This is a genomic window from Corallococcus terminator, from assembly GCF_003611635.1.
GTDB lineage: Bacteria > Myxococcota > Myxococcia > Myxococcales > Myxococcaceae > Corallococcus > Corallococcus terminator.
Genome location: NZ_RAVZ01000296.1, coordinates 1 through 12,685, shown reverse-complemented (window position 1 = coordinate 12,685; position 12,685 = coordinate 1). Strand labels below are relative to the sequence as shown.

Here is a 12,685-nt window from a genome sequence, read left to right as displayed (position 1 = left end):
GCCCTCCCCTCCACTGGCCACCCGTGTCGGGCGGTTGCGGAGCACCGGCGCGATGGCGCTGCTGATGATCACGCTCGTCAAGAGCCACGGCCTTGAGTACCTCTTCGCGGCCACCATCCTCACCGGGGTGTTCCAGCTCGTCTTCCGGCTGCTGCGACTCAGCCGCTACATGAAGTTCGTCCCCGAGCGGTGATGACCGGCTTCGTCAACGCGCTCGCCATCCTCATCTTCCTCGCGCAGTTGCCCCAGTTCGTGGGCGCGAACTGGCAGATGTACGCGATGGTCGTCGGGGGTCTGGCCATCATCTACGGGCTGCCACGCCTCACGAAGGCGGTGCCGTCGCCGCTGGTCGCCATGATTGGCCAGTCCGTCATCAACGTGCGCTCTGGCGGGCGCGGACGCCTCTCCACGTTCGCGGCGGGCGTGTTGCTTCTCTTCCTCATCCTGGTGCTTGGCGACTGGGTGGCGCGCATCCCGATGGGCGTCCTGGTCGCGGTGATGATCATGGTCTCCATCGGCACCTTCGACTGGAAGTCGCTGGGCGCCATGCGCCTCATGCCGAAGAGCGATTCCATCGTGATGGTGGCGACGGTGCTCACCGTCGTGCTCACGCACGACCTGGCGAAGGGCGTCGCGGTGGGCGTGGTGCTGAGCGCGCTGCTGTTCGCGCGCACCGTCGCCAGGCTCGTCAGCGTGGAGGGCTCGCTGTTAAAAGCTCAGGCCGGGCACCCGCACCGGCGTGAGGCGGTCCGTCGTCGTCCCGTCGCTGAGCTGGCCGACGTTGTTCCATCCCCAGGCCCAGACGGTGCCGTCCTGCTCCAAGGCGAATGCGTGGTAGCCGCCAACGACGAGGGCTGTGACACCCGTCACGCCCGGCACCTGCACTGGCGTGGGGCGGCGCGTCGTCGTCCCGTCGCCCAGTTGTCCGGAGTCGTTGGCGCCCCAGGCCCAGACGGTGCCGTCCTGCCTCAAGGCAAGCGTGTGGTAGGCGCCCGCGGCGAGGGTCGTGACGCCCGTCACGCCCGGCACCTGCATGGGCGTGAGGCGGTTCGTCGTCGTCCCGTCGCCGAGCTGGCCCTCTGCGTTGCGGCCCCAGGCCCAGACGGTGCCGTCCTGCTTCAATGCGAGCGTGCGGTCGCCGCCCGCGACAATGCCAGTGACGCCCGTCAAGCCTGGCACCTGCACGGGCGTGGGGCGGTCCGTCAGCGTCCCGTCGCCAAGCTGGCCTTCGTTGTTCCAACCCCAGGCCCAGACGGTGCCGTCCTGCTTCAATGCGAGCGTGTGGTAGCCGCCCGCGGCAAGGGCCGTGACGCCCGTTACGCCCGGCACCTGCACCGGCGTGAGGCGGGCCGTCGTCGTCCCGTCGCCGAGCTGGCCCCCTGCGTTGTGGCCCCAGGCCCAGACGGTGCCGTCCTGCCTCAAGGCGACCGTGTGGTAGCCGCCCGCGACGAGGGTCGCGACGCCCGTCAAACCTGGCACCTGCACGGGCGTGAGGCGGACCGTCGTCGTCCCGTCGCCAAGCTGGCCCTCCGAGTTGCGGCCCCAGGCCCAGACGGTGCCGTCCTGCCTCAAGGCGACCGTGTGGTTGCCGCCGGCGACGAAGGCCGCGACGCCCGTCATGCCCGGCACCCGCACGGGTGTAAGGCGGTGCGTCTGCGTCCCGTCGCCCAATTGGCCGTAACCGTTGTGGCCCCAGGCCCAGGCGGTGCCGTCCTGCTTCAAGGCGAGCGTGTGAGATTGGCCACCCGCGAATCGAGCCGAGGGGCTCGCAGCGCAGGCGGTGCCGCCTTGGAGGGAGAAGGTGTAGGAGGCAGAGAGGCCCAGGGCGTTGGTGACGGTGGCCGTCACCGTGGGCGGGCTGCCCGAGGGCACGCAGGAGGGCGCCGTCCAGAGGACTTCGCTGGTGGTGGCGGTGCTGGTGGCGGTGCCTGGCGCCCCGGTGCTGGTGGCCCAGGTGAAGCCCAGCGCGCTGCCCTGCGCGTCCTTCGCCCGCACGCGGAAGACGACGGTTTCGCCGGAGGCGGGCACCGAGGCGATGGACTGGAAGGCTTCCACCACTTCGGGCGGGAAGCGCCCCGTGGTGGGCGTGCCCACGTGGAGGGTGAGGCTGCCCGTGCCCTGGCCGCCGCGGCCGTCCTGCACCTTCGCGGTGAGCGTGCACGCGCCGCCCGAGGGCTGCTCGGAGGGCGTGAAGGTGGCGCTGGCGGAGGTGGCATTCGTCCACGTGCCCGCGCACGAGGCCGTCCACTGGTAGCCGAGGCTGTCGCCGTCCGAGTCGCTGGCGGAGACCGCCGCCTGGGTGGCCTGGCCCACGGCGACGGAGGACGGCAGCGCCGTCACCCTGGCCACCTGGGGCCAGGTGTTGAAGGAGACGTTGACGGCGGCGCCGCCGTTGCCGGTGCTCACCGTCACCGTGACGCTGAGGGAGGAGCTGGCGCCCTTGGAGTCCGTCACCGTCAGCGTCAGCACCACCTGCCCCGCGGAGGCCGGTGCCGTCCAGGCGGTAGAAAGGCTGGAGGGGGCGCTGAAGGTGCCGGAGTCCGCCGTCCAGGCGGAGGTGAGGGAATCGCTCGCGTTGGGGTCGTCCGCGGTGGCCTGGAGGGCCACGAGGCCGCCCGGGGCGACGGTGCCGGGGCTGGCCACCAGGGAGAGGATGCGCGGCGCCGCGTTGTCGAAGGGCGGTGGGGCATTCACCTCCTGCAAGAGAAGCGTGACGGCCGTCGTCTGCCCGGCCTGGATGGTGACGGGCGTTACCTGGCCTGAGTAGCGCACGGTGTGGGAGGCGTCGAAGGCCTGCGCGCTGAAGGTGCGGCCGTCTCCCGCAGGCAGTTGCCCGAGCACCCCACCCCACTGCCCGGCCGTCTTCACCAGGGCGTCAGTGCGCGTCGTCATGCCCGCGCCGGACACCGTGAGCTCCACACGGGCCACGTCGCTGGCGCTCAACGCCTGCGGCAACGTCACCACCGCCTGCGCGCTTCCCTCCGGCACTTCTTGCTGGGCACCGCACCCGGCCAATGCCAGCACCAGGCCCAGGGCCGCCAGCACCGCCAACCCGCTTCGACTCCCGCTTCTCATTCGTCGCTCCCGCGCGTGGGCCTTGGAGGGGTCCTCTCCCTGCTGCGGATCCGCACCCACGCGGACGGCCCTACCGAGGAGAGGGGCGCGGGACTCTAGGAGTCGCCCCTCGCCTGCGCTCCTGAGTCACCGCGGCGCCAGGAAAGTCCCTCGGGACTCCCCGCGCCCGCTCCTCTCCAGGGCTGCCCAGGAGGGTGGGTTCGCACTCCCCTCCCGCCTCTGCCCCGGGTCGGGGTCGAGCTTCGGGCGTGCTTCATCCGACAGCGGGAGCCGGATTCAGGGTCCCCGGGCCCGGTAGCGGCTGCGTCGCGTGGCGGTCGAACTCCACCGCGCAATGCGCCGAGAACACCTTCACCTCATTCCCGTGCATCCGCACCAGTCCCCTCAGGCGCTCCTGGTTCGCGAGCCGCGCGGCGTTGTCCACGGACTTGAGCCGCTGGAACAACGCCGTCCCCCACGGGCTTCGCGGCGCCACCGGATCCACCTCCCGGTGGTTGAAGTACGCGTCCCCGGCGTGCAGGACCCAGCCTCCCGGACCCTTCACCGCGACGCCGCAGTGGCCCGCCGTATGGCCCACCAGCGGCACCAGCAGGACCTCCGCGTCCAGGCCCGGAATCACCCTCACGGCCTCGAACCCGAACCACCGTTCGCCGTCCACCGCGTACCGGCTCCACTTCGGCCCATGGGCCCACTGCACCGGCTTGTACCCGAACTTCTCCTTGGGCCCCGGGGGCACCATGGCGGCCGCGTGCTCGTCCCCGAACACGTGGACCTGGGCGTCCGGAAAGTCCACCAGCCCCCCGACGTGATCCAGGTCCAGGTGCGTCGGCACGATGTGCCGCACGTCCTCGCGCCGGAACCCCAGCCGCTCCACCTGGGCCAGCGCCGTCTCCGCCGGGTCCAGCCGGGGCGCGTTCCGGGCCACGAACCGCTGTCCCAGGCGCCCCTTCGCGTCCTGCACGTCCCGGGTCCCCAGGCCCGTGTCCACCAGGACCAGCCCCTGGGAGGACTCGATCAACAGGCAATGGCAGACCATCCGAGCCCGCTCGAAGAGGCCGCCCGTGCCCACGACGAACCGGGCGCTGGCGGGACACAGGGTTCCGCAATTGAGATGGTGGATTCGCATGCCCGGAAGCCTACGGACCGCCCCCCCGCGCCCGATTGGAGGAATCGGCCATCGGACGCCCTCCCCCAGGCACTCCCGGTTGAAGCCCCGGCCCGGCCGTCCCAGACTGGCCCCCATGGACCCGGATTCGACGTCCGATAACGCGCTGGTCCCCCGAAGCGACCTGTCGCGCTTCATCCAGCGCGCGCGGATCCTCTGGCGCGGCCCGTCCGGGGACGCCTACGTCCGGCTGCCCGACGGCACCGTCGAACTGGTGATCCGCGTGACGTCCGGTGCCTGTGACGTGCACGCCCTGGGCCCCCGGGAGCACGTGCAGCACAAGTCCCCCTCGGAGGTGCCGCCCGACACGCTGGCCCTCCAGTTCAAGCCCGGTGGCGCCTATCCCTTCTTCGGCCTGCCCATGTCGGAGCTGGCCCATCGCTCCCTGTCCATCGACACGCTCTGGGGCCGGTCCGACGGGGAGCGGCTCCGGGCCTCGCTCGTGAACGCCCCCACGGCCCAGGCCCGCCTGCGCACGCTCGAGGCCGCCCTCGTGGACCGCCTCCACCGGGACGACGTGTACGAGCCCGCCGCCGCGTACCTCGTGCGGCGCGGCATCCGGTTGCTCTCCGAAGCCATTGAAATTCCCCGGGTGTCGGAGCTGGCCCGCACCCTGGGCGTGAGTGAGCGGCACCTGCGCCGTGCCTTCGACGACGTGCTCGGCATGGGCCCGAAGGCCTTCGCCCGGCTCGTGCGCTTCCAGCGGGCCCTCCAGGCGTCCACCGCCCGGGGCGCCCGGCCGGACTGGGGCGCCATCGCCACCGGGGTCGGCTACTACGACCAGGCCCACCTCATCGCGGACTTCCGCGCCGTCACCGGCACCACGCCGGGGGCCTGGCTGCGCGGCAGCACCCGGATTTCCTGATCCACCCTGCCCGCCCGTTTCGGACGCAATGCGTCGGACGTGTCACGGGGGAAATCCGCATGCCCGGCCGGTGACCTCAGGAATCGTTCAGGCGCCCGATCGTTGAGCGTCCTGCGTGGGCGTTTTCACTGCTTGACCGTCGCCAGCCCTTCCCTCACAAACGCCCCGTCCCCGCTGCTGGCCTCCCGTCCAGCAGCCCGAAAGGATCCCGACTCATGAAGCGATTGGTCGTCATCGCCGCCCTCGTGGGGGCCGCTCCGGCGCTCGCCGATGAAGGCATGTGGACGTACAACAACTTCCCCAACGCCAAGGTGAAGGAGAAGTACGGCTTCGAGCCGTCCCAGCAGTGGCTGGAGAAGCTTCGCCTGGGCGCGGTGCGTCTGGCCGGTGGCTGCTCCGCGAGCTTCGTGTCGCCGGATGGTCTGGTGATGACGAACCACCACTGCGCGCGGGGCTGCATCGAACAGCTCTCCACCGCGAAGCAGGACTACCTGGCCAACGGCTTCTACGCGAAGTCGCAAGGCGAGGAGAAGCAGTGCCCGGCGATGGAGGTGAACCAGCTCGTTGAAATCACCGACGTCACCGAAACGCTGAACAAGGCGACCCAGTCCCTGACGGGCAAGCAGTACTCGGACACGCTGAAGTCGGAGATGGCCAAGGTGGAGAAGGCCTGCTCCGCCGGCGACGACAAGGTGCGCTGTGACGTGGTCACGCTGTACCAGGGCGGCAAGTACAACCTCTACAAGTACCGCCGCTTCCAGGACGTGCGCCTGGTGTTCGCCCCGGAGCACGCCATCGCGTTCTTCGGCGGTGACCCGGACAACTTCGAGTTCCCCCGCTACGACCTGGACGTCACGTTCGTGCGCGTCTACCAGGACAAGGCGCCTGCGAAGACGCCGGACTACTTCAAGTGGTCCAAGAGCGGCGCCAAGGAGAACGAGCTCACGTTCGTGGCCGGCAACCCGGGCCGCACGTCGCGCGCGCTGACCATCGCGGAGCTGGAGTACACCCGCGACGTGTCCATGCCCAAGTCGCTCATGTACCTGTCCGAGCTGCGCGGCATGATCACCGAGTTCCAGAACCGCGGCGCCGAGCAGAAGCGCATCTCCAGCAACATGCTGTTCGGCGTGGAGAACGCGCTCAAGGCGTCCAAGGGCCGCCACGAGGCGCTGCTGGACAAGAAGTTCTTCGGGACCAAGGTCGCCGCGGAGCAGGAGCTGCGCAAGAAGGTCGACGCGAACCCCGAGCTGAAGAAGAAGTACGCCGGCGCCTGGGAGGAGATCGCCAAGGCCGAGGTGCAGTTGGGCAACCTGCGCAAGGACCTGAGCTACATCGAGCACGGCCAGGGCATCTCCTCCTCCCTGTACGGCATCGCCAAGACGCTGGTGCGCGCCAGCGAGGAGCTGCCCAAGGAGAACGGCCAGCGGCTGCGCGAGTTCAACGACGCGAACCAGCCCGCCCTCAAGGCGAACCTCTTCAGCCCCGCGCCCATCTACCCGGAGCTGGAGATCGCCCGCCTGACGTTCAGCCTCACCAAGCTGCGTGAGGAGCTGGGCGCCAAGCACCCGTTCGTGAAGAAGGTGCTGGGCAAGGAGTCCCCGGAGCAGGTCGCCACCCGCGTGGTGAAGGGCAGCAAGCTGAAGGACGTGAAGGCGCGCCAGGCGCTGTTCGACGGTGGCAAGAAGGCCGTGGAGGCGTCCAAGGACCCGATGGTCCAACTGGCGCTGCTGGCGGATCCGGACGCCCGCGCCATCCGCAAGAAGTACGAGGAGGACGTGGAGTCGGTCCTCAAGAAGAACGGCGAGCTGGTCGCCAAGGCGAAGTTCGACATCTACGGCACCAGCCAGTACCCGGACGCGACGTTCTCCCCGCGCGTGTCGTTCGGCTCGGTGAAGGGCTACACGCAGAACGGCGAGAAGGTGGAGCCGTTCACCCAGATGGGCGGCACCTTCGAGCACGCCACCGGCCAGGAGCCCTACGCCCTGCCGAAGTCGTGGGTGAAGTCGGAGAAGGTCGTCACCGCCTCCACGCCGATGAACTTCGTCACCACCAACGACATCATCGGTGGCAACTCCGGCTCGCCCGTCGTCAACCAGAACCACGAGGTGGTGGGTCTGGTGTTCGACGGCAACATCCAGTCGCTGGGTGGCGAGTACGGCTTCGACGAGTCCGTGAACCGCACCGTGGCCGTCCACTCGGACGCCATCATCGAGGCGCTCCAGAAGATCTACGGCGCCAACCGCGTGCTGGAAGAGCTGCGCCCCGGTAGCACCAAGGTGCCGCCCGTGAAGGCCAACCCGGCCGGGTAGTCAGACTCCACCGTCGCTTGACGTAAGAATGAGGCTGCCCGGTTTGCTCCGGGCAGCCTCTTTTCGTTGGTGAGGGCATCACATGCTCGATGACGCGCAAGTCGAACAGTTCATGCGGGATGGCTTCGTGAGGATCGACCATGCCTTTCCCCGCGAAGTCGCGGACGAGGCTCGGGGCATCCTCTGGCGGGACACCGGCTGTGACCCTGCCCTGCCTTCGACCTGGACCCGTCCGGTCATCCGGCTGGGGATGTACTCGCAGCCACCCTTCATCGCTGCCGCCAACACCCCGGTCCTGCACGCGGCGTTCGACCGGCTCGTCGGCGCTGGCCGTTGGCTGCCGTGCCGCGCGATGGGCACGTTCCCGGTGCGCTTCCCGTCACCCGAGGACCCGGGGGACGCGGGCTGGCACATCGACGCGAGCTTCGACTACGAGAAGCCGGACTTCTTCGATTGGCGCGCCAATGTCACCTCGAAGGGACGGGCGCTGCTGATGCTGTTCCTGTTCTCGGATGCCGGCGAGGACGATGCCCCCACCCGCATCCGGGTGGGCTCGCACCACGACATCGCCCGGCGGCTGGCCCCGGCCGGAGAGGCAGGCTTGACGTTGAGGGAGCTCGCGGCGGACGGCTTCGCGGTCTCCCATGACCGGGCCCAGGCGCTGGCGACGGGAGAGGCAGGCACCGTCTACCTGTGCCATCCCTTCCTCGTCCATTCCGCGCAGCCGCATCACGGCACCCGGCCTCGCTTCATGGCCCAGCCGCCGCTCCTCCCCCGCGAACCCCTCAGCCTGACGCGGAGCCCCGCGGACACGTCTCCGGTCGAGCAGGCCATCCGCCGGGCCCTGGCCTCCAGCCGAGGGGCCTGAAACGCGAAACGGCGACCCGCTGTCCGCCGGGTCGCCGCTTCTGCTTCACGCTGCCTTCAGCTCACTCCCACTCGATGGTGGCGGGCGGCTTGGAGGAGATGTCGTAGACGACGCGGTTGATGCCGCGCACCTCGTTGGTGATGCGCGAGGAGATCTTCTCCAGGATGGGGTACGGGATGCGCGCCCAGTCCGCCGTCATGCCGTCCACGCTGGTGACGGCGCGCAGCACGCAGGTGGACTCGTAGGTGCGCTCGTCGCCCATCACGCCCACGCTCTGCACCGGCAGCAATACGGCGAACGCTTGCCACACCTCGCGGTACAGACCGGCCTGGAGGATCTCCTCCTGCACGATGGCGTCCGCGCGGCGCACCAGGTCCAGGCGCTTCTCGTTCACCTCGCCCAGCACGCGGATGGCCAGGCCCGGGCCCGGGAACGGCTGACGGCCGACCATCTCCTCCGGCAGGCCCAGCTCGCGGCCCAGGACGCGCACCTCGTCCTTGAACAGCTCGCGCAGGGGCTCCACCAGCTTGAGCTTCATCGTCTCCGGCAGGCCGCCCACGTTGTGGTGGCTCTTGATGGTGACGGAGGGGCCCTTCCAGGACACGGACTCGATGACGTCCGGGTACAGCGTGCCCTGCGCCAGGAAGCCCGCGTCCTGCACGTCGCGCGAAGCCTCCTCGAACACGGCGATGAACTCCCGGCCGATGATCTTCCGCTTCTGCTCCGGGTCCGTGACGCCGGCCAGCTTCGACAGGAAGCGCTCGCGCGCGTCCACCGTCTTGAGCGGCACGTGGAAGCGGTCCACGAAGAGCGCCTCCACCTGCGCCCGCTCGTTCTGCCGGAGGACGCCGTTGTCCACGAAGATGCACTGGAGGCGCGGGCCAATGGCCCGGTGCAGGAGCAGCGCCGCGACGGAGCTGTCCACGCCGCCGGAGAGCCCGCAGATGACCCGGCCCTCCTCGCCCACCTGCTTGCGGATGATCTCCACGGCCTCGTCGATGAAGCCCTTCATCGTCCAGGAGCCGGTGACCTTGCAGTCGTTGAAGAGGAAGGCGCGCAGCATGGCCTTGCCCTGGGGTGTGTGGACCACCTCCGGGTGGAACTGGAGGCCGTACCAGGGCTTCGTCGCGTGGGCGGCCGCCGCGAAGGGCGAATTGCCGCTGCGGCCAATGGCCTCGAAACCGGGCGGAAGCACGTCCACCCGGTCTCCGTGGCTCATCCAGACCTGGACCTGGTCGCCCGGCCGGAACTCCGCGAACGGGCCCCGGGCGGTGAGGACCTCCACGGACGCGCTGCCGAACTCACGGTGCGCGCCCCGGTCGATGCGGCCTCCCAGCAGCTTGGCGGTGAGCTGGAGGCCGTAGCAGATGCCCAGCACGGGGACGCCCGCCTCGAAGACGTAGGGGTCACAACGCGGCGAGCCAGGGGCCTCCACGGACGCCGGCCCCCCGGAGAGGATGATGCCCCGGGGCGCGTATTTGCGGATGTCGTCCGCAGGGAGATCGGGGCGGTGGATCTCGCAGTAGACGCCCAGTTCACGCACCCGGCGGGCGATGAGCTGGGTGTACTGGCTCCCGAAATCAAGGATGAGGATCTTCTCGGAGTGCAGGTCCACCGGCATTTCTCCCAGGGGGCGTCGTTGACGGGTGGGGGCCCTTATCGCTACAAACTTCGGGAAATCAACGCTGAAAGGCCGTCAATTGTTCGAGGTTCGGATGCGCCGCCTGACCGCTTCCAGTGCAGCAGCCATGCTTCTTCTGTCCACCGCGGGGTGTGTGAAGGAGATCTCCTCGGACGAGCGTCTGGAGCGAGACACCCGCAGCGTCGCCGTGAAGGACACTCCCGGAATCGCCGAACTGTCCAAGGTCACCTGTGAGGACACAACCGAGCCCCTGACCAAGGCGCGCAACGTCAACCGTCCGGAGTCGGACCGGCTGGTGGACTACGTCCAGCTCTACGCCTCCCTCAAGGACCGCACCCACACCTTCGAGGACGCGATGGCCCGGAATCCGGACCTGAGCTACCGAGAGGGCAGCCAGGCGCTGGTCTCCGCCAAGGACACCTGCATCCAGCAGACGGCCGACGTGCGGGTGGAGTTCGAAACCTACCTGCGCGAGCTGGTGGACGTGCCCACCGTGCAGGAGATCAAGGGCGGCAACACCGTCACGGTCGCCCGCCTGGACTTCGCCACCCTGCGCAAGGCCATTGAGACGCTGGATCCGGACGACCGCGAGCAGCTCATGCAGCGCGTGGGCGCGGCGGAGAAGCGCGTCGCCACGGTGCCGGCCGCCGCGGAAGACACGGCGGCGGGCGGCAAGCGTCGCGGCGGCAAGTAGTCTCCAGGACCCGCCCCCCCGGTAGGACCTTCCGGGGGGCGGTGAGCCGCGAGTCGAAGCGCCCTACTCCATCCGGTAGTTGGGCGCTTCCTCGGTGATGATGACGTCGTGCACGTGGCTCTCCTTGAGCCCGGCCGACGTGATGCGCGTGAACATCGCCTTCGTGCGCAGCTCTTCGATGTTCGCGCACCCCACGTAGCCCATGCCGCTGCGGATGCCGCCCAGCATCTGGTGCACGTTCATGGACAGGGTGCCCTTGTACGGCACGCGGCCCTCGATGCCTTCGGGCACCAGCTTCACCGCGTCCACGTCGGACTGGAAGTAGCGGTCCTTGGCGCCCTGCTTCATCGCGCCCAGGCTGCCCATGCCCCGGTAGCTCTTGTAGCTGCGGCCCTGGTACAGGATGACGTCGCCAGGGGACTCCTCGGTGCCGGCGAACAGCGAGCCGATCATCACGGAGCTGGCCCCCGCCGCGAGCGCCTTGACGATGTCGCCCGAGTACTTGATGCCGCCGTCGGAGATGATGGGGATGCCGTGCTTGTCCGCCTCGCGGGCGCAGTCATCCACCGCCGTCACCTGGGGCACGCCCACGCCGGCCACCACGCGGGTGGTGCAGATGGAGCCCGGGCCAATGCCCACCTTCACCGCGTCCACGCCCGCCAGGATGAGGGCGCGCGTGCCCTCGGCGGTGGCGACGTTGCCGGCGATGAGGTCGAACCCGTGGAAGTTCTTGCGCGTGTCGCGCACGCCTTCAATCACGCCCAGCGAGTGCCCGTGCGCGGTGTCCACGACGATGACGTCCACGCCCGCCTTCACCAGCGCGTCGATGCGGGCCTCGCGGTCCGCGGACACGCCCACGGCGGCGGCGCACAGCAGGCGGCCCTTGCTGTCCTTGGCCGCGTGCGGGTGGGTGCGGCGCTTCTCGATGTCCTTGATGGTGATGAGGCCCTTGAGCTCATAGGCCTCGTTCACGACGAGGAGCTTCTCGATGCGGTGCTCGTGCAGCAGCTTCTGGGCCTCCTCCTGGGAGATGCCCTCGCGGCCGGTGACGAGCTTCGTCGTCATCACGTCCTCGACCTTCTGGGTGAAGTTCTTCTCGAAGCGCACGTCGCGGCTGGTGACGATGCCCACCAAGCGCTTGCCCTGCACGACTGGCACGCCGGACACGCCGTGCACCTTCATCAATTCCAGGGCGCGGGCGAGCGGGGCCTTCGGTTCGATGGTGACGGGGTCCACCACCATTCCGCTTTCGAACTTCTTGACCTTGAGGACCTCCAGGGCCTGCTGTTCGGGCGTCATGTTCTTGTGGATGACGCCGATGCCGCCCTCCTGGGCCATGGCGATGGCGGTGCGCGCTTCCGTCACGGTGTCCATGGCTGCTGAAAGCAGGGGCACGTTGAGCCGGATGTTGCGCGTCAGGCGGGTCGTCAGGTCGGCATCACGTGGCGTGACGGCGCTCTCACCGGGCAGCAGGAGCACGTCGTCGAAGGTGAGGGCCAGCCGGATATCGGGGTTCAACATTTGGGCTCCCGGAGGCCCCGCGGGGCACCAGCGCCCGGCGGGTGCGGTTCCATACGAGTAACGCGGCAGGCGCGCAACGAAGAAGGTTTTTTGCCGCTGTGTCCAAGGACTTCGGGTGATACTCGGGGCTACACACACATGGGACTTGGGACCGGGCCTTGGCGGATCTGAATCAAGGGGGGGCGGTCGGGCTGGTGGTGAAGCTGCCCTTCGCCACTCCCGAGGAGTTCCTCGCGAAATACGGGGGCAACATCACCCGGGGCGGCATCTATTTGCGCGCCAAGGCCGTGCGCCCTCCGGGCACGGCCGTTACCCTGGACCTCCGGCTGGCAGGCGGCGATCGGCTGCTCTACGCCGCCGCCGTGGTCCACTTCGTCACCGGGCAGCACGGCCAGGGCATCTCCGGCATGGGGCTGAAGTTCGGGGAGGCGGACGCGACGACGCGCCGGTTCCTGGACGGCACCGTCGCCATCCTCCCGCACGCCCAGTCGGACGTGCCGCCCGTGCCCAATGGCGTGGGCCCGGCCGACTACACCGTCCCTGCCC

10 protein-coding genes and 1 pseudogene are annotated in these 12,685 nt (G+C 69.3%); 7 read left to right on the top strand and 4 right to left on the bottom strand.

The window, feature by feature from the left end:
• Positions 1-193, top strand: a 193-nt coding sequence (locus D7V88_RS45695; protein ID WP_279636108.1) for a SulP family inorganic anion transporter, incomplete at its 5' end; no start/stop codon positions are given.
• Positions 193-531: pseudogene (locus tag D7V88_RS45690) on the top strand (SulP family inorganic anion transporter); the annotation flags it as partial. The gene D7V88_RS45695 and the pseudogene D7V88_RS45690, both read left to right, overlap by 1 nt.
• Positions 532-708: 177 nt before the next feature.
• Here D7V88_RS45690 and D7V88_RS44750 read toward each other — a convergent pair.
• Entirely contained in the window at positions 709-3,075 is a 2,367-nt protein-coding gene (locus D7V88_RS44750; RefSeq protein WP_244238502.1) for an RCC1 domain-containing protein, read from the bottom strand.
• 253 nt (positions 3,076-3,328) lie between these two features.
• Positions 3,329-4,201, bottom strand: a complete 873-nt coding sequence (locus tag D7V88_RS31740; protein ID WP_120544363.1) for an MBL fold metallo-hydrolase — start codon at positions 4,199-4,201, stop codon at positions 3,329-3,331.
• Positions 4,202-4,316: 115 nt separating this feature from the next.
• Between D7V88_RS31740 and D7V88_RS31735 the strand changes: the two genes are divergently transcribed.
• The 3 genes from D7V88_RS31735 to D7V88_RS31725 all read left to right on the top strand — a co-directional run bounded on the left by D7V88_RS31735 (position 4,317) and on the right by D7V88_RS31725 (position 8,282).
• On the top strand, positions 4,317-5,105 hold the full coding sequence (locus D7V88_RS31735) for a helix-turn-helix domain-containing protein (RefSeq protein ID WP_120544362.1): 789 nt from the start codon (positions 4,317-4,319) through the stop codon (positions 5,103-5,105).
• Positions 5,106-5,320: 215 nt separating this feature from the next.
• Positions 5,321-7,414: a S46 family peptidase gene (locus D7V88_RS31730; RefSeq protein WP_120544361.1), complete on the top strand. Its 2,094-nt coding sequence runs from the start codon at positions 5,321-5,323 to the stop codon at positions 7,412-7,414.
• Positions 7,415-7,496: 82 nt separating this feature from the next.
• A complete protein-coding gene (locus D7V88_RS31725; protein ID WP_120544360.1) occupies positions 7,497-8,282 on the top strand; it encodes a phytanoyl-CoA dioxygenase family protein in 786 nt (261 codons plus the stop codon).
• A gap of 61 nt (positions 8,283-8,343) precedes the next feature.
• On the opposite strand, the gene guaA is transcribed toward D7V88_RS31725, so the two are convergent.
• Complete coding sequence (gene guaA / locus D7V88_RS31720) at positions 8,344-9,897, bottom strand: glutamine-hydrolyzing GMP synthase (protein WP_120544365.1); 1,554 nt, start codon at positions 9,895-9,897, stop codon at positions 8,344-8,346.
• 133 nt (positions 9,898-10,030) lie between these two features.
• Here guaA and D7V88_RS31715 point away from each other — a divergent pair, with 133 nt between their 5' ends.
• Positions 10,031-10,618, top strand: coding sequence for a hypothetical protein (locus D7V88_RS31715; RefSeq protein WP_199732929.1), 588 nt, complete (start codon positions 10,031-10,033; stop codon positions 10,616-10,618).
• Between the two features lie 63 nt (positions 10,619-10,681).
• On the opposite strand, the gene guaB is transcribed toward D7V88_RS31715, so the two are convergent.
• Positions 10,682-12,139 (bottom strand): IMP dehydrogenase, encoded by a 1,458-nt coding sequence (guaB, locus tag D7V88_RS31710; RefSeq protein WP_120544359.1) that lies wholly within the window; start codon positions 12,137-12,139, stop codon positions 10,682-10,684.
• A 158-nt stretch (positions 12,140-12,297) separates the two neighbouring features.
• Here guaB and D7V88_RS31705 point away from each other — a divergent pair.
• Positions 12,298-12,685 (top strand): TIGR02266 family protein (locus tag D7V88_RS31705; protein ID WP_120544364.1); only part of this gene is annotated, 388 nt, incomplete at its 3' end.

Coding starts and splice junctions, on each gene's coding strand:
- D7V88_RS44750 (WP_244238502.1), bottom strand. CDS start 3,075: ATGAGAAGCGGGAGTCGAAGCGGGTTGGCGGTGCTGGCGGCCCTGGGC.
- D7V88_RS31740 (WP_120544363.1), bottom strand. CDS start 4,201: ATGCGAATCCACCATCTCAATTGCGGAACCCTGTGTCCCGCCAGCGCC.
- D7V88_RS31735 (WP_120544362.1), top strand. CDS start 4,317: ATGGACCCGGATTCGACGTCCGATAACGCGCTGGTCCCCCGAAGCGAC.
- D7V88_RS31730 (WP_120544361.1), top strand. CDS start 5,321: ATGAAGCGATTGGTCGTCATCGCCGCCCTCGTGGGGGCCGCTCCGGCG.
- D7V88_RS31725 (WP_120544360.1), top strand. CDS start 7,497: ATGCTCGATGACGCGCAAGTCGAACAGTTCATGCGGGATGGCTTCGTG.
- D7V88_RS31715 (WP_199732929.1), top strand. CDS start 10,031: ATGCTTCTTCTGTCCACCGCGGGGTGTGTGAAGGAGATCTCCTCGGAC.
- guaB (WP_120544359.1), bottom strand. CDS start 12,139: ATGTTGAACCCCGATATCCGGCTGGCCCTCACCTTCGACGACGTGCTC.